The organism is Pseudomonas lundensis (genome assembly GCF_002269125.1).
GTDB classification, from domain to species: Bacteria; Pseudomonadota; Gammaproteobacteria; order Pseudomonadales; family Pseudomonadaceae; genus Aquipseudomonas; species Aquipseudomonas lundensis_A.
Map to the genome: position 1 here is coordinate 57,293 of NZ_NQKI01000025.1, position 19,094 is coordinate 76,386.

A 19,094-nucleotide genomic window follows, 5' to 3' on the forward strand; every position below is an offset into this window, starting at 1 on the left:
TTCATGCATCCAATACCTGTTTGTCGCGCTGAAAGGCCCGGCGCAGAAGGGTTTTGGACGTTATAGAGTTTATATTCTAATGATGACTTAGGATTGTCCTACAGTCAGGTTGGTGACTTTGGAGCCCATTTTTGGCTCTAGGCGGCCTTTGGCAAAGCTGCTACTCTCGGCGCGCTTTGTGACTTCTCGGTAAGTAAAAAGCCAGAGTTATCAATTATAAAAATCAAACAAATAATAACCGCATCAAATGCGGTGAAGAATTCGCGTCGCTGAGGAGTGGGCTTCCATGTTTGAAGGCTTTTGGAAGGATAAGTACCCAGCCGGGATTGCTGCCGAAATCAATCCGGACGAATATCCAAATATCCAGACGGTACTGAAACAATCTTGCCAACGCTTCGCTGACAAACCGGCGTTCAGCAACCTTGGCAAAACCATCACCTACGGTGAACTGTACGAATTGTCGGGTGCCTTTGCGGCCTATTTGCAACAGCACACTGACCTGCAACCCGGCGATCGAATCGCTGTTCAATTGCCTAACCTGCTGCAATACCCCATCGCTGTGTTCGGAGCCATCCGCGCCGGCTTGATTGTGGTCAACACCAACCCGCTGTACACCGCGCGGGAAATGGAACACCAATTCAATGACTCGGGCGCCAAGGCGCTTGTGTGTCTGGCGAACATGGCGCACCTGGCCGAAAAAGTCGTGCCTCAAACGTCCGTCAAATACGTATTGATCACCGAAGTGGCCGACCTGCTGTCACCGTTCAAGCGCGTACTGATCAACAGCGTCATCAAGTACGTGAAAAAGATGGTGCCGGCCTATCACTTGCCCTCGGCCATCAAGTTCAACGATGTTCTGCGCAAAGGCCACGGCCAACCGGTCAAGGACGCCAACCCGCTGAGCAGCGATGTGGCCGTCTTGCAATACACCGGTGGCACCACAGGCGTGGCCAAGGGGGCGATGCTGACCCATCGCAACCTGATCGCCAACATGTTGCAGTGCAAGGCGCTAATGGGCTCCAACCTCAATGAGGGCTGCGAAATCCTCATCACGCCATTGCCGCTGTACCACATCTATGCGTTCACCTTTCACTGCATGGCGATGATGCTGATCGGTAACCATAACGTGCTGATCAGCAACCCGCGTGACCTGCCGGCCATGGTCAAAGAACTGTCGAAATGGAAGTTCAGCGGCTTCGTGGGTCTGAACACATTGTTCGTGGCCCTGTGCAACAGTGAAGCGTTCCGCAAGCTGGATTTCTCTGCGCTCAAAGTTACGTTGTCCGGCGGCATGGCCTTACAGTTGTCCGTGGCTGAACGCTGGAAGGCTGTGACTGGCTGCCCGATTTGCGAAGGCTACGGCATGACGGAAACCAGCCCGGTGGCGTCGGTCAACCCGATTCAGAACATCCAGGTCGGCACCATCGGTATTCCGGTGCCATCGACCCTGTGCAAAGTCATCAACGATGCGGGCGAAGAGCTGCCGTTGGGCGAAGTGGGCGAGCTCTGCATCAAGGGCCCGCAGGTCATGAAAGGCTATTGGGAGCGTCCAGACGCAACCGACGAAATCATGGACAGCGATGGCTGGTTGAAGTCGGGTGACATTGCGGTCATTCAGCCGGACGGCTACATGCGCATTGTCGATCGCAAGAAAGACATGATCCTGGTTTCGGGTTTCAATGTGTACCCGAACGAGCTGGAAGACGTGATGGCCTCGCTGCCGGGCGTGCTGCAATCGGCGGCCATCGGGATTCCTGACGAGAAAACCGGAGAGCTGATCAAAGTTTTCATCGTGGTCAAGCCGGGCATGACGCTGACCAAGGAGCAAGTCATGGCGCATATGCGTGCCAACCTGACGGCTTACAAGGCGCCGAAGATCGTTGAGTTCCGGGACTCATTGCCTACCACCAACGTGGGCAAAATCCTGCGTCGCGAGTTACGTGACGAAGAGCTGAAAAAGCTGGGCCTGAAAAAGTAACTGCCCGAATACGACAAAGCCCCGCAATGCGGGGCTTTGTCGTTTCTGCAGCGGGCTACTTCTGCAAGAACTGGGCGAAGTTCACACCGGTGCCGGTCGGGCGTACGTCCTGCAAAAACGAATCCTTATCAGCGCTCAGCTCCAGGCTCATGGTCGGCGTGCGCTTGTGGGTCGCACGTACCACCATGCCTTCGCGCTTCTCGCGCAGAAACGCCGTGGTCACTTTCACGTGCAGAAGTTCATCGGTGCTTGGGGTGTGCAGCAGCAGGTGCACCCATTCGTACTGACCAATGGCCAGGCGGGCCAGCGGGATGTCGAACCACCAAATATTTTTGTTGGTGTTGAGTGAGGCGAAGTGACCGTTGTTGACGCCGATCACTGCACCGCCAAGTGCCTGGTTTCTGCGGGCAATGGCCTGCTTTTTATCGAGTTTCATAACCTTCCTGTCTTTCTGGATCTTCAGCGCCTGAGCCTGAATACGTCGCGCATTCTCGGGGGTTCGCGGGCAAACATAAAGCCCAACCTGCGTCGGGCGATGAAATGACTCACAGAAAATAAATGAAACTCCTCTGTAAAGCCTCGGGTCAATCCTATTGTCGAGTTAATGACATCCGAAATTTCACTAGGAGAAATCCCATGAGCAGCACTGGCGATAAGATCAAAGGCATGGCGAACGAAGCAGTAGGCAATGTCAAACAAACGGTTGGTAAAGCCACTGACAACGACAAGCTGCGCGCAGAAGGCAAAGCCCAAGAAGTGAAGGGCGAAGGTCAGCAGGCGGTCGGCAAGGCCAAAGACGCGGTTAAAAAGACCGTCGACAAAGCCTGAACGGCGCTGAATCCTGTGGGCAATTGATTTGCCTGAAGAAACAAATGACGGCCATCCTGTGATGGCCGTTTTTACACCTTGGGCGCGGACATGTTTCCAAAGTCGCCAACTCGACTACTTTGAGGTAAAACCCCTCAGCTAAAGTCGTTGTATGGCTTGTAAACCCTCTCATTGAGCGGCGAAAGGAGACGCTATGTTATTTCCGGTCTTGAATGGCCTGCCGTTGGGCAAAGTATTGATCCGTACGGTCAAGGAATTCATTGACGATGAGATGTCGACGTACGCCTCTGCGTTGGCCTATCAAATGTTGTTTTCATTGTTCCCGTTCATTCTGTTTCTGATCGCGTTGATCGGTTTTTTGCACCTGCCGGACTTCTTCAGTTGGCTGCGCCTGCAATCGGAACTGGTCCTGCCGCCACAGGCGCTGGAACAGGTCAATCCGGTGATCGACCAGTTGCAACAGTCCAAAGGCGGGTTGCTCTCGGTGGGTATCGTGATTGCCTTGTGGACTGCCTCGGCCGGTGTGCGCCTGATGATGAGCGCCATGAATGCGGCCTACGACGTGGTGGAAGGGCGTCCTATCTGGAAGCGTTTACCGCTCTCGATTTTTTACACCATCGGTCTTGCGGGCATGTTACTGGCCGCCGCTGCCTTGATGGTGCTGGGCCCGCAGGTGATGAGCTGGCTGGCGGGGCAGGTCGGTCTTGAAGAATTTGTCGTCACGCTGTGGACGATCTTGCGCTGGCCGGTGATTGTGCTGCTGATGATGGTGGCCGTGGCGGTGATGTATTACGTGATGCCCGATGTAGAGCAGAAGTTTCGTTTCATTACGCCGGGCTCGGTATTGGCCGTGGTGGTGTGGATCGCCGCTTCGTTGGGGTTTGCTTTCTACGTCAAGACCTTCGCTGACTACAACGCCATGTACGGCAGCATCGGGGCAATCATCGTGTTGTTGTTGTACTTCTACATCTCGGCAGCGGTGTTGTTGCTGGGCGCCGAAATGAACGCGGTGATCGAACACATGTCCGCCGAAGGCAAGGACCCCGGGGAGAAGACGTTTGATGAAGCGGACGATCCCAATCCCAAGCAGCATGTCTCCGGCCTTGGTCGCGACCATTCCCTTACCTCCACTTCTGATGAAGCCTGACTATGATTCGTGAAATTTTGAAAATGGGCGATGAACGTCTGCTACGTGTGGCTAAACCAGTGCCAGATGACATGTTCGACTCGCCCGAGTTGTGGCAATTGATCGATGATATGTTGCAGACCATGGAACATGCTGGCGGCGTCGGCCTGGCTGCGCCGCAGATCGGGGTAGATCTGCAATTGGTGATTTTCGGGTTTGAGCACAGTGAGCGGTATCCGGATGCTGAAGCGGTGCCGCAAACCATTCTGATCAACCCGCTGATTACGCCGTTGAGCCCGGTTGTTGACGAGGATTGGGAGGGGTGCTTGTCGGTGCCGGGTTTACGGGGCGCGGTTGAGCGTTACCAGCGCATTCGCTATGAAGGCTTTACGCCCAAGGGCGAACCCGTGGTGCGCGAAGCTGAAGGTTTCCACGCACGGGTGGTGCAGCACGAGTGCGATCACCTGATCGGCCGCCTGTATCCGTCGCGGATCAGGGATTTCAGTAAGTTTGGTTTTATCGACGTGTTATTCCCCGAGCTGGAACCTGGCACCCTGGAATAAACGTCGTACACCGGTAGTCGCCGTGTCTGTCTTCGACGGCGACTATGAACCTATACCCAGTGCGATCATCGCTTTACTGCGTTGATAACGAACCAGCCGTTCATGCAGAGCAGCGGGCAACCGCGTTTCTAGCGAAAAACCCACCCCTTCATAAAAGCCCTGCAATCCGGGCTCGCAAAACAACCATACAGGTCCGCCGCACGCTGTTACCGCTCGGTCAATCAGCGCTGCGGCGACGCCTTGTCTGCGCGACTCGGGCGCCACGAACAAGCCGGTCAACCAAAAACCGTCCGCCACAGGCCTCAAGCACAGACCGGCGATGATTTCTTCATGGCGCGCCACCCACAATTGCGCGTCTTTGACGGCCTTCATCGACGACTGATGGCTGCGGTAAAACTTGTTCATCAATGGCCACAAGGGCGCATCAAGCAGGGTGTAAGCAAGGGCAGTCATAAGGCGCTGATCGGTGGCTGAAGGCGGCCGCCAGTATATACATCGAGCCCTGGCACCGTGCACATCGTCCATTTGTTATCTTTTTTCGAAGTGAGCGTTTTTTCGCATTCTGATAGCCATTGGCTTGCACGCCTTTGTGGGCTGGCTAGGCTCATTAAACACGGGGCCCGAATGCTCAATGCTTAACTCCCCGAGATGCGTTTGGTTCTAAGGTCATGAGCCAGGTACGCAGGTGGTTAGTTGTGTCTTGAAACCTTTGAATTATCAATGACAACATCTCCAGGGATTGAGCCATGTTTGATTTACACCGCAAAGCCGACCTGCTTGAAAATCAACGCCTGAACTGTTCCCTCAGCGAAATGAAGGCCAAAGTTATGGCCATCAGCCGCTCCATGGCCATTATCGAGTTTGCGCCCGATGGCACCATTCTTGATGCGAATGACAATTTTTGTCGGGTTATGGGTTACCCCGTCGACGAGCTTCGTGGCAAACATCACCGACTCTTTTGCGAAGAGCCTTACACCCGAACCGAAGAATACGCACGCTTCTGGCGTGACTTAGGCGATGGCGAAGCCATGAGCGGCACCTATTTGCGGCTCGACAAATCGGGCCGCGAGGTGTGGCTGGAAGCCAGTTACATGCCCATTATCGGCGCCGACAAGCAGGTCAGCAGTGTGATCAAGGTGGCATCGGACATCACCGACCGTATCCACACCGAACATGAGAACGAAAGCATCGTCAACGCGTTGAGCCGCTCGATGGCGCTCATTGAATTTTCGCCGGATGGCCGTGTGATCAATGCCAACCAGAACTTTCTCAACACCATGCATTATTCGTTGGCTGAGATCGTGGGCCAGCACCATGGCATGTTTTGCACACCCATTGAGCGTGAGTCTGCGCAATACAAAGCGTTTTGGGTCTCGCTCAACCGTGGCGAGGTCCACTCGCGGCGGTTTGAGCGGGTCGATAAATATGGCCGTACCGTGTTCCTGGAAGCCTCGTACAACCCGATTTTTGATGCCAAGGGCCGTTTATACAAAGTGGTGAAGTTCGCCAGTGATATCACCGCACAAGTGACCAATCTGCAAACGGCAGCGGAATCCGCCCATGCCACCTCGGTGCAAAACGATGCGAGTGCGCAAAAAGGCTCTCAAGTGGTTCAGCAAACCGTGCAAATCATCGAGGCCATTTCTCGGGATCTCAACGAGGCGGCCCAAAGCATCGATGCCGTGAGCAAGCAATCCGACATCATTGGCAAGATTGTGCAAACGATTCGCGGCATTGCCGATCAGACCAACTTGCTTGCGCTCAACGCAGCCATTGAAGCTGCACGGGCCGGGGAGCACGGACGGGGTTTTGCTGTGGTGGCCGATGAAGTTCGAAGCCTGGCCGCGCGCACGAGTGCGGCGACGGTGGAAATTGTCGAAGTGGTGCGCAAGAACCATGACCTGTCCCTCAATGCCGTGAACAGCATGCAATCGAGTTTGAGTCGGACAGGACTGGGCGTTGAATTGGCCAATGAGGCCGGTGTGGCGATTCTGGAAATTCAGCAAGGCTCCAGGCACGTGGTGGACGCCATCAGCCAGTTCAACTCCACGTTGCAGTTGCACTAAGGAAGCGTGCCGCACCTGACACGGTCGGGTGCGAAGCTGCGATCGGGCTGACAGACTGCCGGCACCTGGATGGACGGTCGCGTCAGACCTGACTTTCCTGTTTCTGCAGGGCAATTTCAGCCTGTTTGACGGCCTCTTTCTGTTTCAGCAAATCGCTGATTTTATCGTTGATTGCCTGCTGTTTCTCAGGCGGCATGGCTTTCACGTCGTCCTCAGTCAAGCCCATTTCCTTCAGGAACTGTTCACGAATCCGCTGCGCCACGGGCTTATCCATGTACTCCTTGAACGCTTCAGCTGCGGTCCCTTGGGCGGCGGCTTCAGGCACGCTGGCTTGCAACAGCACGCGGGTTTTGGCGAAGGCGGCGTTGACGTTATCAGCTTGAGCATTCCCGGCTGCTGAAGTCGGTGTGGCCTGAATATTGGTCAGTGGCTGGCTGTTTTGCAATTGGCCGCTGTACAGGGCGCTGGCAGCCCCAGTGACAGGGTCTAGGTCCGGGCGCTGAGTTTTCAGTAGCGTCGAGGTAGTTTGCGCAGTAATCAGCATGAGTGAGCCCTGTTCAAATCGTAGATAGTCACTCCACGAGCAATTAGCATGCCGGGCCCGCTAACCCTCGTAATACGCGGGGCTTGGCCAGCAATGGCAAGGCGAGGCGGACAAAACTTGCCGCCCGCCTGCCGCTTTGGGGCCACATCGGGATTAACTGCTTTCGCGCACCATCAATTCAAATCCCATGTCTTGCACAGGATTGGCGACCTGATTACCCGCCATCAGGGTCAGCATTTGTTCCGCCGCACGACGGCCAATGGCTTCGCGAGGCGTACGAATGCTACTCAGCCGCGGCACCATAAACTCGGAGGAGGGCAGGTCGTTGAACCCCAGAATGGCGATTTGCTCAGGGATTTTGATGCCGAAGCGCGCCGCTTCCAGCAAGGCGCCGTGGGCAAGGTCGTCATTGCCGAAGAAAATGGCATCCACATGCGGGTGCGCGGCCATCAATTGCAGGAATAATTCGCCACCCAAACCCACGGATGAAGGGCGGGGTGTCAGCACCTCAAGATCGGGGTTGTAGAGACCGACTGTTTGCAGGGCGCGCCGATAACCTTCACCGCGCAGCAAGGTTCGCTGGTCGAGTTGCGCACCGATATACGCCAGGTGTTTACGACCGCTGGATATCAAATGGTGCGCGGCGGTCTCGCCAGCTTTCAACTGGGAGAACCCTACGCAGTTCAGGCCGGCGCCTGCGTCCAGTTCCATCATGTACACGCAAGGCACATTGCTGGATTCGATCATGCGCCGTGAACTTTCAGAGCGATCGAACCCGGTGAGCAGCAGGCCACGCGGCTGGTACGCCATGTAGTTACGCAGCAAGTCTTCTTCTTCATCACGCGAGTAATGGAAGTTGCCGATCAACACTTCAAAGCCCTTGGGTCGCAATACCGAATGGATGGCTTCGAGGGTGTCGATAAACAGCAGGTTGGACAATGACGGCACCAAAACCACTACAGAATGGCTCTGAGCCGAGGCCAAGGCGCGGGCGGCGGGATTGACCACGTAGTTCAGATCGGCAGCGGCCTGGCGCACTTTTTCGGCCAGTTCGGTGGCCACACTGCTGATGCCGCGCAGCGCGCGCGAGGCTGTAATGGGGCTGACGCCTGCCAGTCGGGCGACTTCATTGAGGGTCGGGCGGCCCGTTGTGCGGGTATTTTTATCGTTTTTGACGGAGGTCATCGCGGCTTGCCAAACAAAAAACAAGCCACTAAGGTAGCGCTGTCCACGGATGCCCGCAATTGCCTGATTGTCGGCACTCCGGTTACCCCAGCTTTGTATGTCGAGAGCGTCACCGCGTCTCCCCACAAAAATGAGAAATAGACGTCGGTAGCCCCGGCTTTGTGCTTTGCTTTCAACTATTGAACGCACGGACAAAGACAGCGCTGTCTACGGACTGAGGTGTTTCATGAGTCAACCTATCACTGCCCTGGTCATTATGGGTGTCGCTGGCTGCGGCAAATCCAGCGTGAGCCAGGCGTTGTGCCAGCTCAATGGCGCGACCCCGATTGAGGGTGACGCGTTCCACCCCGCGGCCAATATTGCCAAGATGAGTGCCGGTATTCCCCTGACCGATGACGACCGTGCCGGATGGCTTGCCAGCCTGGCAAACGAGTTGCAGCGTGCGATTGAACGGGGCCAGCGCCCGGTATTGACCTGTTCGGCGCTGAAGTTGCGTTACCGCGATCGTTTGCGCAACGCAGTCGACGGCTTGGGGTTTGTGTTTCTAGAGCTGACGCCCGAAGTGGCGGCCGACCGGGTGGCTCATCGCCCTGGGCATTTCATGCCAAAAACCCTGATTGACAGCCAGTTCGCGACCCTTGAATCGCCGGTCAATGAACCGTTGGTCTTAACGCTTAACGCTGGCACCCATGACATCGATGAGCTGGCGACCAAGGCCCGCGATTGGTGGCGTGAACATTCGTTGCAGACAACCCCATGATTTCGCTTAAAAAAGACAGCGCTATCCGCATCAGCCCCGGTTGCACATCCGCGCCAGATAACAAAAACAAGCCAGGAGACGCCCCATGCTAGGCATGTCCCAGAACACCTTTCTACTGCTTGACGCGGTCATTACCATCATCGGGCTGATCGTGTTGATCACCCGGTTCAAGTTGCACCCGTTTATCGCCTTGATCATTGCATCGGCGTTTCTCGGCCTGACCTCGGGCATGCCGACAGACAAGATCATCAAATCCTTCCAGGACGGTTTTGGTGGCGTGCTGGGCTTTGTGGGCATCATCCTCGCGCTTGGCACCATGCTCGGCAAAATGATGGCTGACTCCGGCGGGGCCGATCAAATCGCCCGCACCCTGATTCGTGCGTTCGGTAAAGAGCGTGTGCAGTGGGCGATGATGTTCGCGGCGTTTCTGGTGGGCATTCCGCTGTTCTTCGAGATCGGTTTTGTTCTGCTGATCCCGTTGGTGTTTATCGTGGCGCGTCGCACAGGGGTGTCGCTGATCAAAATCGGCATTCCGTTGCTGGCCGGTTTGTCGGCCGTGCATGGCCTGGTGCCACCGCATCCGGGGCCGCTGCTGGCCATTGGCGTGTTCGGCGCGGACATCGGCAAGACCATCCTTTATGGCCTGATCGTGGCTTTGCCAACGGCCATCATCGCGGGGCCGATTTACGGCACTTTTATCTCGAAATACATTCCCGGCAACCCGTCGCAGGAACTGGTGGATCAACTGGCCAGCGAGCCTGAGTCCAGTAGCTTGCCGAGTTTTGGCATCACCCTGACCACCGTGCTATTGCCGGTGTTCTTGATGTTGCTCAAGACATTTGCCGACGTGGCACTGCCTGACGGCAACTTTTTCCGGGGCTGGATGGACATGATCGGTCACCCGATCACTGCGTTGTTGCTGGCACTGCTGCTGTCGCTGTACACCTTTGGAGCGCGTCAGGGCATCGACTCCAAGCGCATCCTCAAATTGCTGGACGCAAGCCTGGCGCCGACTGCGGCCATCATTTTGATCATTGGTGCCGGCGGTGGTTTCAAGCAAATGCTGGTGGCCAGCGGTGTGGGCGATGTGATCGGTCACATGGCGGTGAATGCGCAAATATCACCGATTCTTCTGGCGTGGCTGGTGGCGGCGGTGATTCGGATCGCGACAGGTTCTGCGACCGTTGCAACCATTACCGGGGCAGGCATTGTGCTGCCAGTGGTGGACTTGATCCCGGGCGTGAACCGCGAATTGTTGGTGCTGGCCACGGGTGCAGGTTCGTTGATCCTGTCCCATGTAAACGATGCGGGGTTCTGGCTGGTCAAGCAGTACTTCAACATGACCGTGGCTGAAACATTCAAAACCTGGACCGCGATGGAAACCATTCTGTCGGTCGTCGGTTTGATCTTCATTCTGCTGCTGTCGCTGGTGGTCTGAAGCCCCGGCCCTGCCGGAGCGAACGCGTTCGCTCCGGCAGGTTATTTCAGCTGGCGCTCACGCCATCTGCACGGAACATAGCGCGAATACCGCGCACAGCCTGACGGATTCGGTCCTGATTTTCGATCAGTGCAAAACGCACATGGTCATCGCCATATTCACCAAACCCTACACCCGGTGAGACGCAGACTTTGGCGTCCGCCAGCAGTTTCTTGGCAAACTCCAGCGATCCCATCTGCGCGTAGGCCTCAGGGATCTTTGCCCATACATACATGGACGCTTTCGGGTTTTCCACCATCCAGCCCAGCTCATGCAGCCCTTTGACCAGCACATTACGGCGCTGGCGATACTGCTCGGCAATGTCTTTTACGCATTGTTGATCGCCTTCCAGGGCGGCAATGGCGGCGACTTGCAACGGTGTGAAGGTGCCGTAGTCGTGGTAACTCTTGATGCGCGCCAGCGCGCTGACCAACTCGGGATTACCCATCATGAAGCCGATGCGCCAACCTGCCATGTTGTAGCTTTTTGACAGGGTGAAAAATTCCACGGCGATGTCTTTTGCCCCCGGCACTTGCATGATGGACGGGGCTTTCCAGCCGTCGTACACGATGTCGGCGTAGGCCAGGTCGTGCACTACCAGCACATCATATTGTTTGGCCAGCGCAACCACGCGCTCGAAGAAGTCCAGTTCAACGCACTGCGCGGTGGGGTTGGACGGGAACCCCAGAATCATCATTTTTGGTTTGGGAATTGATCCGCGGATGGCTTTTTCCAGCTCGGCAAAAAAGTCTACGCCGGGTATCAAAGGCACTGACCGTACTTGAGCGCCAGCAATCACGGCACCGTAGATGTGGATCGGATAGCTGGGGTTTGGCACGAGCACAGTGTCGCCCTGATCCAGCGTGGCCAGCATCAAATGGGCGAGGCCTTCTTTCGAGCCGATGGTAACAATGGCTTCTTCTTCGGGGTCTATTTCGACGTTATAGCGGTCGGCGTACCAGCGGGATATAGCCCGACGCAGGCGCGGGATACCGCGTGAAGTGGAGTAGCCGTGGGTGTCTTCGCGTTGTGCCACCGTGCAGAGTTTTTCAACGATATGCGGTGGTGTCGGACCGTCGGGGTTGCCCATGCTGAAGTCGATAATGTCTTCGCCACGGCGCCGCGCAGCCATTTTCAGCTCTGCGGTGATGTTGAACACGTACGGGGGGAGTCGATCGATGCGCGCAAAGCGGCGCGGCGAACCTTGGTCTGCCATGTTGGCCTCTGATACGTAAGCGCCCGGAACCGTCCGAGCGACGTTGACCACTGCGGTGGTCAGGGCGAAACAATAAGGGCGATGCTGGCACTTTGTCTAGATACAGTGAGCGGGTGTTTTTGGCCAAAAACGGGTTGATTCTGTATGGGTTCTCTTAGCTGACCGCGAAGTGCTTTGCTCACTTCACGTGAGTTGGGCGAGTCAGTCCGGTGTTTTGCAGCGCGCGTATCAAGCGCCGCTCGCCTTGGTACGCCTCGCCACCCTCAATCCACCCCTGGCGTTTGTAAAGGTTTATGGCCGTCGTGTTGGACGGGCTGACCGAGAGCATTATGTGAGTGATCTCGGGCCAGTGCTGAGGGAGTTGCTGTGCAAGCAGGTGGAGACAGGTCTTGCCGAGCCCTTGGCCCTGAAAACGTTTGTCGACCTGAAATGCATGCAGGGTGGCGCTCTGCGGTGCGGCCCAGTGCGCCAGGAACGGGGTCCGCTTGAGCAGCAAAAACGCCACCGGGCTTTCATCAGCGAGTAGCACAAACCCCTTGATTGCGGCATGCGGCGACGCCGGAAGGGAGTACAGGGCGCATTCAATGTCGCCGCAGAAAGGTAGTTGCTCCGGGTGAACCTGAATCTTGAGCAGTTGCAGGCGTTGGTCTGCCGACAGGTCTTCGTACGTGCACAAGCGGTTGAGCATGGTGAGGTCTGTCGTGGCGCGCTGGGATGGCTCACAGGCAACATCTGCCCTGAGAGCGTTAAAACAGTGCGCCAGTGTCTACTGATCCCTGCTGCAAATACAGGTTTTTGTGTGTTCAGTGATCGTGAGATTTTTTGCGTCCTGCAAACGGGATCAGCATGCCGATGCGTTGTTGGTAGCGCCGGTAATGGTCACCGAACAACGCCACGAGGTCCTTTTCCTCAAGACGGGTGCCGATGACGATGTACAGCGTACAGGTCACGGCGAAGACCAATCGGCCTACGCTCATGTGCGGTGTGGCCCAAAAGGCCAGCAGTAACCCGAAATACATGGGGTGCCGCACCAGTTTGTAAAGCAGCGGCGTTTTGAAAGACACGTCGGACGGCGGGGATTGTTTGACGCTGTCGAGTGCTTGTTTGATACCGAACAATTCAAAGTGACTGATCAGGAAAGTGGCGACCAGCACGACGATCCAGCCCAACCAGTAAGCGCCCGTGAGCAGGAGCGTGGCGAGCGGTGACTGAATGTCCCAGACCGTGATGCTGACGGGTTGCCATAGCCAGTACATCAGCGCCAACACAAGGCTGGTGAACAGGACGTAAGTCGCCCGCTCGATTGGCGCAGGTACATACCTGAGCCACCAGGTCTTGAATCTGTTGCGCGCCATGCCGCTGTGTTGTACCGCAAACAACGTGATCAGCAGCACATCCATCGCGATCGCCCACGGCCAGCTCAGTGCGCTGATGCCAGTATCGATGCCTTTGGGCACCCCGATCGTGGCAATAAATCCCATGAGGTAAATAAAGACAAGAAGGAAAAATACGTAGCTGACCAGGCTGTATGCCAAACCGGACAGTCGACCGGCCAGTGTGAGGAGGGAAGGTTTGAGGCGAGTGTGGCTATGCATGATCGACTCCTTTCGAGCATGGCGTATCGCTATTAGCGCGATAAGTGTGTCAACCATAGCCCAACGTAGACACCCCGACGTGCCGCTGGTCGTGTCGAAAAGAGGTCTCGTCTAGGTTCAGCCCTTCAAATGCAGTGATGCCTGAGCACTCACTGTTTGGCCCGCAAGGGCAAATGGAAGGAAAACACAGTGCCATGTGCCGCACTTGAATCGACTTCTAGGCGGCCGCCGTGGGATTGGGCAATCTGGCTGGCAATGTACAGTCCCAGCCCGAGGCCGGCTTGCGGGGTGTCGTTGGCAGGGCGTGAGTAGGGCTGAAACAATTGCGCTTGTACGTGAGGTGCAATGGGATTGCCCTGATTGGTCACGGTCAGGGTAAACACGTTTTCATGTACCTGCGCCTGTACTTCCACCACGCCATCCGTTGCGCCATGGTGGATGGCATTGGACAGCAGATTGGAGAGCAATTGCGACAGGCGTCCGCTGTCACAATACACGCCATCAATAGAGCCGATGTCAGCCTGAATCAGGCGTTGCGGGTGCACACTCTGGACTTCCGAGATCACATGCGTGAAGACGTCATTGAGGTCGGCAGATTCGTGCAGCATGAGCGGGATGCCTGCCCCCAGGCGACCCCGTGCGAAGTCCAGTACGTCTTCAACCAGGCGTGCAGCGCGGCGGCCACTGGTCAGAATATGCTGCACCAGGTGATCGGATACCGGGTTGGGGTATTTACGTAAGAGTCGTTCGGCGGCAGTGGTAATGGCGAACAATGGGTTACGCAAGTCATGGCCCAGCACGGCAATAAATTGTTCGCGCAATTCGGCGGTTTCACGCTCCAGTAGCAAGGCGGATTCGGTGCGCTGCTGGTTTTCTTCGGCGTCCATTTGCAACGAAATCAGTCGCGCGAACGACTCCATGGTGGCCTGGATCGTGCTGCTTTTGAGTTGCGCGGGCTCCGGATCCAGTGCGCAAATTGTGCCGAAAAAGCTGCCATCGGTGCGGAACACCGGAATCGTGATGTAACTTTCGAAGCGATACATTTTGGGTGTTTGGTAGTCGCAATAGTGCGGGTCGAGGCTGACGTGGTCGATGATGATCGGCTGATGCGATCCCATGCTTTCGAAGCACAAGGTGGTGGTCAAATCCAGTTCGCCGCCGGTTTCTAACCCGAAACCGAGCTTGTCGAGCACGGCACAGGCCGTCCAGCGAGTGGATGTCACGCGGGCGATGGCCGCGAATCGCATGCCGGTCATTTCACTGATGACTTGCAACATGGCCGGGACCGCACTGATGCGATTGATCGTTGCGATGTCAGTATCTACGCCTTGCACCATGGATCGGGGTCTCGGTTGAGCGGGGGTAGAGGCAATTTTAGCGAGTACTCGCTTATGCGCTACAACAGAGTAGGTTTTTTATTAAATAGCGTTGCCGAGGACATAAAAAAGCCGCGCCTCTTATATGAAAGGGCGCGGCTGTTTATTAACGCTACAACTCAGGTGTCTTGTTTGTCCTTCAATACGTCAACTGTTTTTGCGTCCAGCTCTACATCCCACTTAATGCCTTTGGCGTCGCGCATTTCAACTTCGTACACAAATTTGCCGTATGTCTTATCAAGTTCAGTATCAACAATAGTAGCGTCCGGATGCAGCTCCAGTGCTTTGGCATTGAGCTTCTCAAAAGAGCTGATGTCACCCTTTTTGAGCATCTCGGGAATAAGGTCCGGACGAACATCGGCTTGAGCCAGGCCCGCAGTCAGTGTCAGGGCGGCCGTAGCAAACAGTACGTTAAGTGCTTTCATGTTTAATCCCTCTTGGGTGAGCTGTTTAAGTGGGACCAGATTAAACGCCGCAACTTAACTCACCCTTAATTTTTGCCCTGAGGCTGATGAAGGCGACACATCAATCAGTAACCGTTCTTTTCCAACAATTGATTGACCGTGAAGGGGGCGGGGCGTTGATAGAACTTCAGCAGCGCAGAGGCGCGGTTGGTAAAGATGCCGTCTACGCCTGCCTGCATGAGATTGTTGAAGTCGGTGGGTTCATCGAGGGTGTACACATGCACCAACATGCCTTTGTCGTGCGTCGCCTTGTTCATCCAAGGCTGCACGAGGTCAAAGTAGCTCTGATCGCCACCGGCCACCAGCGCTGCCGACGGCCCTGTTCCAATGGCGCCGTGGGCTTTGGCAACGTCCAGCCAGTGTATGAACTCGGCTTTATCTTTGGGTTGCAGTTTGGCGTAGTAGGCCGCTTTATCTTTCTCGCCCGAATCAGCAAAACTCACCTCGGAGTTGGGCGCCATTGCGCCTTCACCCACCCACAGCAGCAATATTTTCGGGGTGTCGGGCATTTCTTTTTGCAGCAGTTCAAGGCTGCTTTTTTCAAACGTTTGCAGGATCACGCGGCCTTTGCCCTGACCCGTTTGAGGTTCGCCGCTGAGCGTGGTGACAGGTTGCAGCCAGCCGCGCTTGCTCAGGGCATTTTTAAGGTCATGTTCAAGGCCCGGGAACTGCTTGGGCTCCTTGGTTTCGATGTACAGGCCGGGTTTGTGCTGCGGGTTGGCCTCGGCGATGTCGATGATTTCATCCAAGGTAAGGATTTGCAGCCCCTTATAAGACGCTCGAGCGCGCTCAGGATAGGCTGCGTTGAACCAACTGCCCGCATCCAGGGTTTTTAGCTCGGCCATGGTGAAGGCGTTGGCAGGGCTGTCCTTGCGGTCCGGGAATTTTTTAGCGACGTCGGTGGTACGCAACAGGCTGTTGTCATGCAAAGCAAACAACACACCGTCTTTACTGCGCTGTACATCCATTTCCAGGTAATCGGCACCTAGGTCGCGGGCAACGGTATACGCCGCGGCCGTTGACTCAGGAGCGTCGAATGAGGCGCCACGATGGGCAATAACTGCCGGACGCGGGATGCCCTGAGCCTTGGCCAGCTCCGCTTGAGCAGTGTCAGACGGGCTGGCGGCGTTTGCGCCGCTCATGCCCAGCAGCAGGCTGAGGAGCAGGGCGCTTTTGCCAAACATATCCGGCATGGGGTGAGTTCCTTTCGGTCAGTAAAATTAAGGGCGTCTTTTTAACAACTGACAGCCGTGAGGGCTATCGAGAACCCGACATAAATGTACGTGAGGTTCAATTTGCAGCGCTTTAAAGGTGTGTTCTGCAGTATTCTGGCGCGCAGCAGCGTCCCCAGCAGAGGGAGCAAGCCTTTATCCTTGCGTGTAAACCATCGTCCTAGAGCTTTTAGTGCTCATAAGTGAGGTTTACCATGCGCATCACTTCAGAACTGATCTGCCAAGCCGCCGATCAACTTAACGGCTTCGTTGGTTTCAATCGTAAGACAGGGCAGTACATTGTCCGTTTTAGTGAAGATTCCTTCGGGATGGACGTTGCTGACGACAACATCACCCCCACCAGCGAATTTGTATGGCAAGCCGGCAATGCCGACACCATGACACTCAAGCGCGAGCTGGTTCAGTTGCTGCTGGATCAAAATATCGATGATCGGCTGAACATCACCGAGCCGTTGCGTGTGTACATGCGCAGGCAGGATGTTCCTGAAATCAGTGCCGTACGACGTTGCGTTACCCCTTAGGTTGGCGGGGCGCGTGTTTATCCGGGGTTGCGCAATGCGGGTTCCGGAAACACATCGGCCGCAGCAATGCTGATTTTGTTGCGGCCGGTATTTTTGGCGATATACAGCGCTTTGTCGGCTTCGCCAAGCCATAGGGAGGCATCGTTGAATTCGGCGCGGTATGACGCCAGCCCGATGCTCAAGCTGACGCGCAACGCCGGGTCATTGTTATGCAGGTCATTGCAGAAGACCTGTCGCAGCCGCTCCATAATGTCTTGCGCCTGCTCCAGGTTGCGGTCGGGGAGAATGACGCAAAACTCGTCCCCGCCGTAACGCCCCGCCAAGTCCTCAGCCCTCAAGTTGTCCTTCAATTGCTTACTGAACTGGCGCAGTACGCTGTCGCCGACGATATGCCCGTAGGTGTCATTGATGCCCTTGAAATGGTCGATATCAATCAAGGCCAGCGTCGCACGTGCGTTATTTTGCCGACACTGCTCAAAGCTGAGCTTTAGAAGGTCTTTCCAGGAGCCGTGGTTTAAAAGTCCAGTCAGGCTGTCGGTACGGCTGAGTGCACTGAGGGTGCGCTTGTGTTCGACCAGCTTGATGGCCAGCCGATAACAGACCATGCCCACCGCGAACGGGTAGAGCGTCAGCATGGGCAAGCAGGCGTAGATCTGCAGGGGCGTGATGGTCGTGTTAAACGCCGCGCCCAATAACGACCAAGAAATCAGTACGCCGCTCAGTTGGGCTATCGCGCCACGAAGCAGCATTTTTTGGCCACCCGCTGCGACGTTATTCATGGTCATCATTGACAGGATGGTAACCGTGGGCAATGGATTGAACTGCATACTCGCCGCCCAAAACCCGCCCCACAGTGAGTCGATCAACATGTTGCGGCGCTCGGCCTGAAACGGATACGCCGAACGTGTCGAGAGCAGCAGGGCCAAGTGTGGCCATATGAACCCGTTGAACAGCAGCAATACCCATACCCAGGCAGGCCTGTCGAGTGGATAGAGAGTCGCCATCACGCTGAAACAGCCAATGCCCAACCCTACGATGCGTGGCACGTAGATACGTTTGGCGAATGACAGGCCTTTGCCTCTTTTATGGTCCATGGCGTGGTCTACAGAAAAAGGTCGTTCAACGTGAATTGGGTTTGATAGAGGCCGCGCGTGCTTTATGCACTTAAGATCAACTGTGTTCAAGCGTAGCTGCTGAACGTTTCTCAAGGACCTCATTTAATCTGACCGTGTGGCGGTATGTTGACGCAGGGCTCAGCAAACAGCGATGGGGCGGCAATCGGGGTCAGCGCGAGCCTTTTGATCGGTTTTGATCGGTTTTGGTCGATTGAGGTGGGCCGTTGCATGCCGGAGGTGCCAGGCCCTTTTACGGGTACAACCGAGATGTTTCCGGGCGCCGTCATTGGCAACTGACCCCACCACGTTGGATCTGGCCTTCCATGGCCGGCACGACGCCTTTGCTCGGATGCATCTGCCCGCCGGGTGACGGCTGGCGTGGCGTTGAATCTACACCGCCGGTGTTTACTCGATCATTGCGTAATCGCTGCGACCCATCGGGTCCGGCGTCGTGCCGCGAATGTTCTCGCCTCTGCCTGGAGCGAACCCCGGAAAGAACACCAGGCCTTCAGCCTCAAGGCGGTGAGCCAGGGCCAGCAGGGTTACGTCACGAACGGGCTCCCCGGACTCAAAACGCTTAATGGCCGCTACCGAAACTCGGGACGCTTCGCTCAGTCGTTCAAAGCTCCAGCCCAGCATTTCGCGTGCCTGAGCGCAGTGCAACGGGGTGAATTGGTTGAGGACGATTCGCTCAAACGTAGTGCGCATCGCTGAGTTCGACATGGGGATTCTCCGGGGCTGAGTCTAGGTTTGAAAACACTGTGTTTTTATACAGTTATTTCAAAAGTTGAACAAATCCATTTTTTTGATCTGTTCCTGCGGAGCCGCAGTGTGCTTAACCCTTGATTTGAGCCGGTCTGCAACAGACCTGATCTGTCGAGAAATTCGATATAGCCCGTTGCTTATTCCCTGGCCATAAAAAAGGCTGCCCTTGGGCAGCCTTTATAGTCAGCGTTTTGTCACGTCTGGAATCAGTCCCAGCTCAGTGCGCCGCCCGTTTGGTACTCGATCACGCGAGTCTCGAAGAAGTTTTTCTCTTTCTTCAAGT

Annotated in this window: 20 protein-coding genes and 2 pseudogenes; 9 read left to right on the forward strand and 13 right to left on the reverse strand. The window is 55.9% G+C overall.

Going from position 1 to position 19,094, the window contains the following annotated elements:
* Positions 1 to 286 precede the first annotated feature (286 nt).
* Positions 287 to 1,978: a long-chain-fatty-acid--CoA ligase FadD1 gene (gene fadD1 / locus CJF39_RS15730; protein WP_094994244.1), complete on the forward strand. Its 1,692-nt coding sequence runs from the start codon at positions 287 to 289 to the stop codon at positions 1,976 to 1,978.
* 55 nt (positions 1,979 to 2,033) lie between these two features.
* On the opposite strand, the gene CJF39_RS15735 is transcribed toward fadD1, so the two are convergent.
* Positions 2,034 to 2,414 (reverse strand): hypothetical protein, encoded by a 381-nt coding sequence (locus CJF39_RS15735; protein ID WP_094994245.1) that lies wholly within the window; start codon positions 2,412 to 2,414, stop codon positions 2,034 to 2,036.
* 200 nt (positions 2,415 to 2,614) lie between these two features.
* On the opposite strand from CJF39_RS15735, the gene CJF39_RS15740 reads away from it, so the two are divergent.
* The 3 genes from CJF39_RS15740 (at position 2,615) to def (ending at position 4,495) form a co-directional block, all read left to right on the forward strand.
* Entirely contained in the window at positions 2,615 to 2,806 is a 192-nt protein-coding gene (locus CJF39_RS15740) for a CsbD family protein (protein ID WP_047277023.1), read from the forward strand.
* Between the two features lie 193 nt (positions 2,807 to 2,999).
* Positions 3,000 to 3,953 (forward strand): YihY/virulence factor BrkB family protein, encoded by a 954-nt coding sequence (locus CJF39_RS15745; RefSeq protein WP_094994246.1) that lies wholly within the window; start codon positions 3,000 to 3,002, stop codon positions 3,951 to 3,953.
* A gap of 2 nt (positions 3,954 to 3,955) precedes the next feature.
* A complete protein-coding gene (def, locus tag CJF39_RS15750) occupies positions 3,956 to 4,495 on the forward strand; it encodes a peptide deformylase (RefSeq protein ID WP_094994247.1) in 540 nt (179 codons plus the stop codon).
* Between the two features lie 42 nt (positions 4,496 to 4,537).
* Here def and CJF39_RS15755 read toward each other — a convergent pair whose 3' ends face one another.
* Complete coding sequence (locus tag CJF39_RS15755) at positions 4,538 to 4,948, reverse strand: GNAT family N-acetyltransferase (protein WP_094994248.1); 411 nt, start codon at positions 4,946 to 4,948, stop codon at positions 4,538 to 4,540.
* Positions 4,949 to 5,340: 392 nt separating this feature from the next.
* Here CJF39_RS15755 and CJF39_RS23710 point away from each other — a divergent pair.
* Both CJF39_RS23710 and CJF39_RS23715 read left to right on the forward strand, forming a co-directional pair.
* Positions 5,341 to 6,012: pseudogene (locus CJF39_RS23710) on the forward strand (PAS domain-containing protein); the annotation flags it as partial.
* A 117-nt stretch (positions 6,013 to 6,129) separates the two neighbouring features.
* Positions 6,130 to 6,561 (forward strand): annotated as a pseudogene (locus CJF39_RS23715) (methyl-accepting chemotaxis protein); the annotation flags it as partial.
* Positions 6,562 to 6,643: 82 nt separating this feature from the next.
* Here the strand turns inward: CJF39_RS23715 and CJF39_RS15765 are convergent.
* Positions 6,644 to 7,105 (reverse strand): hypothetical protein, encoded by a 462-nt coding sequence (locus CJF39_RS15765; protein ID WP_094994250.1) that lies wholly within the window; start codon positions 7,103 to 7,105, stop codon positions 6,644 to 6,646.
* A 153-nt stretch (positions 7,106 to 7,258) separates the two neighbouring features.
* On the reverse strand, positions 7,259 to 8,290 hold the full coding sequence (locus CJF39_RS15770; RefSeq protein ID WP_094994251.1) for a LacI family DNA-binding transcriptional regulator: 1,032 nt from the start codon (positions 8,288 to 8,290) through the stop codon (positions 7,259 to 7,261).
* A 226-nt stretch (positions 8,291 to 8,516) separates the two neighbouring features.
* Here CJF39_RS15770 and CJF39_RS15775 point away from each other — a divergent pair, with 226 nt between their 5' ends.
* The gene (locus tag CJF39_RS15775) at positions 8,517 to 9,050 is read left to right on the forward strand and encodes a gluconokinase (protein WP_094994252.1); all 534 of its coding nucleotides are present in this window, start codon (positions 8,517 to 8,519) and stop codon (positions 9,048 to 9,050) included.
* An 85-nt stretch (positions 9,051 to 9,135) separates the two neighbouring features.
* Complete coding sequence (locus CJF39_RS15780; RefSeq protein ID WP_094994253.1) at positions 9,136 to 10,488, forward strand: GntP family permease; 1,353 nt, start codon at positions 9,136 to 9,138, stop codon at positions 10,486 to 10,488.
* Positions 10,489 to 10,534: 46 nt separating this feature from the next.
* Here the strand turns inward: CJF39_RS15780 and alaC are convergent, their stop codons facing one another.
* The 6 genes from alaC to CJF39_RS15810 form a co-directional block, all read right to left on the reverse strand.
* The gene (gene alaC, locus CJF39_RS15785) at positions 10,535 to 11,743 is read right to left on the reverse strand and encodes an alanine transaminase (protein ID WP_094994254.1); all 1,209 of its coding nucleotides are present in this window, start codon (positions 11,741 to 11,743) and stop codon (positions 10,535 to 10,537) included.
* 178 nt (positions 11,744 to 11,921) lie between these two features.
* The gene (locus CJF39_RS15790) at positions 11,922 to 12,431 is read right to left on the reverse strand and encodes a GNAT family N-acetyltransferase (RefSeq protein ID WP_094994255.1); all 510 of its coding nucleotides are present in this window, start codon (positions 12,429 to 12,431) and stop codon (positions 11,922 to 11,924) included.
* 115 nt (positions 12,432 to 12,546) lie between these two features.
* Positions 12,547 to 13,338 carry a methanethiol S-methyltransferase gene (mddA, locus tag CJF39_RS15795; protein WP_094994256.1) on the reverse strand — a complete coding sequence of 264 codons (792 nt, stop codon included), beginning with the start codon at positions 13,336 to 13,338 and terminating at the stop codon, positions 12,547 to 12,549.
* A 149-nt stretch (positions 13,339 to 13,487) separates the two neighbouring features.
* Positions 13,488 to 14,675 carry a GAF domain-containing sensor histidine kinase gene (locus CJF39_RS15800; protein WP_094994257.1) on the reverse strand — a complete coding sequence of 396 codons (1,188 nt, stop codon included), beginning with the start codon at positions 14,673 to 14,675 and terminating at the stop codon, positions 13,488 to 13,490.
* Between the two features lie 158 nt (positions 14,676 to 14,833).
* Positions 14,834 to 15,139, reverse strand: a complete 306-nt coding sequence (locus CJF39_RS15805; protein WP_094994258.1) for a PepSY domain-containing protein — start codon at positions 15,137 to 15,139, stop codon at positions 14,834 to 14,836.
* Positions 15,140 to 15,243: 104 nt separating this feature from the next.
* On the reverse strand, positions 15,244 to 16,371 hold the full coding sequence (locus CJF39_RS15810; protein WP_094994259.1) for a glycerophosphodiester phosphodiesterase: 1,128 nt from the start codon (positions 16,369 to 16,371) through the stop codon (positions 15,244 to 15,246).
* A gap of 233 nt (positions 16,372 to 16,604) precedes the next feature.
* Here CJF39_RS15810 and CJF39_RS15815 point away from each other — a divergent pair, with 233 nt between their 5' ends.
* Positions 16,605 to 16,931 carry a DUF2025 family protein gene (locus CJF39_RS15815; protein ID WP_094994260.1) on the forward strand — a complete coding sequence of 109 codons (327 nt, stop codon included), beginning with the start codon at positions 16,605 to 16,607 and terminating at the stop codon, positions 16,929 to 16,931.
* A 17-nt stretch (positions 16,932 to 16,948) separates the two neighbouring features.
* Here the strand turns inward: CJF39_RS15815 and CJF39_RS15820 are convergent, their stop codons facing one another.
* The 3 genes from CJF39_RS15820 to CJF39_RS23360 form a co-directional block, all read right to left on the reverse strand.
* On the reverse strand, positions 16,949 to 18,025 hold the full coding sequence (locus CJF39_RS15820) for a diguanylate cyclase (protein WP_094994261.1): 1,077 nt from the start codon (positions 18,023 to 18,025) through the stop codon (positions 16,949 to 16,951).
* Between the two features lie 426 nt (positions 18,026 to 18,451).
* Entirely contained in the window at positions 18,452 to 18,769 is a 318-nt protein-coding gene (locus tag CJF39_RS15825) for a helix-turn-helix domain-containing protein (RefSeq protein WP_094994262.1), read from the reverse strand.
* Positions 18,770 to 19,017: 248 nt separating this feature from the next.
* Positions 19,018 to 19,094 (reverse strand): hypothetical protein (locus CJF39_RS23360; protein WP_223820631.1); only part of this gene is annotated, 77 nt, incomplete at its 5' end.

Coding starts and splice junctions, on each gene's coding strand:
- def (WP_094994247.1), top strand. CDS start 3,956: ATGATTCGTGAAATTTTGAAAATGGGCGATGAACGTCTGCTACGTGTG.
- CJF39_RS15805 (WP_094994258.1), bottom strand. CDS start 15,139: ATGAAAGCACTTAACGTACTGTTTGCTACGGCCGCCCTGACACTGACT.
- CJF39_RS15815 (WP_094994260.1), top strand. CDS start 16,605: ATGCGCATCACTTCAGAACTGATCTGCCAAGCCGCCGATCAACTTAAC.
- CJF39_RS15735 (WP_094994245.1), bottom strand. CDS start 2,414: ATGAAACTCGATAAAAAGCAGGCCATTGCCCGCAGAAACCAGGCACTT.
- CJF39_RS15755 (WP_094994248.1), bottom strand. CDS start 4,948: ATGACTGCCCTTGCTTACACCCTGCTTGATGCGCCCTTGTGGCCATTG.
- CJF39_RS15745 (WP_094994246.1), top strand. CDS start 3,000: ATGTTATTTCCGGTCTTGAATGGCCTGCCGTTGGGCAAAGTATTGATC.
- CJF39_RS15770 (WP_094994251.1), bottom strand. CDS start 8,290: ATGACCTCCGTCAAAAACGATAAAAATACCCGCACAACGGGCCGCCCG.
- CJF39_RS15780 (WP_094994253.1), top strand. CDS start 9,136: ATGCTAGGCATGTCCCAGAACACCTTTCTACTGCTTGACGCGGTCATT.
- CJF39_RS15810 (WP_094994259.1), bottom strand. CDS start 16,371: ATGCCGGATATGTTTGGCAAAAGCGCCCTGCTCCTCAGCCTGCTGCTG.
- CJF39_RS15800 (WP_094994257.1), bottom strand. CDS start 14,675: ATGGTGCAAGGCGTAGATACTGACATCGCAACGATCAATCGCATCAGT.
- alaC (WP_094994254.1), bottom strand. CDS start 11,743: ATGGCAGACCAAGGTTCGCCGCGCCGCTTTGCGCGCATCGATCGACTC.
- CJF39_RS15740 (WP_047277023.1), top strand. CDS start 2,615: ATGAGCAGCACTGGCGATAAGATCAAAGGCATGGCGAACGAAGCAGTA.
- CJF39_RS15820 (WP_094994261.1), bottom strand. CDS start 18,025: ATGGACCATAAAAGAGGCAAAGGCCTGTCATTCGCCAAACGTATCTAC.
- CJF39_RS15825 (WP_094994262.1), bottom strand. CDS start 18,769: ATGTCGAACTCAGCGATGCGCACTACGTTTGAGCGAATCGTCCTCAAC.
- fadD1 (WP_094994244.1), top strand. CDS start 287: ATGTTTGAAGGCTTTTGGAAGGATAAGTACCCAGCCGGGATTGCTGCC.
- CJF39_RS15775 (WP_094994252.1), top strand. CDS start 8,517: ATGAGTCAACCTATCACTGCCCTGGTCATTATGGGTGTCGCTGGCTGC.
- mddA (WP_094994256.1), bottom strand. CDS start 13,338: ATGCATAGCCACACTCGCCTCAAACCTTCCCTCCTCACACTGGCCGGT.
- CJF39_RS15765 (WP_094994250.1), bottom strand. CDS start 7,105: ATGCTGATTACTGCGCAAACTACCTCGACGCTACTGAAAACTCAGCGC.
- CJF39_RS15790 (WP_094994255.1), bottom strand. CDS start 12,431: ATGCTCAACCGCTTGTGCACGTACGAAGACCTGTCGGCAGACCAACGC.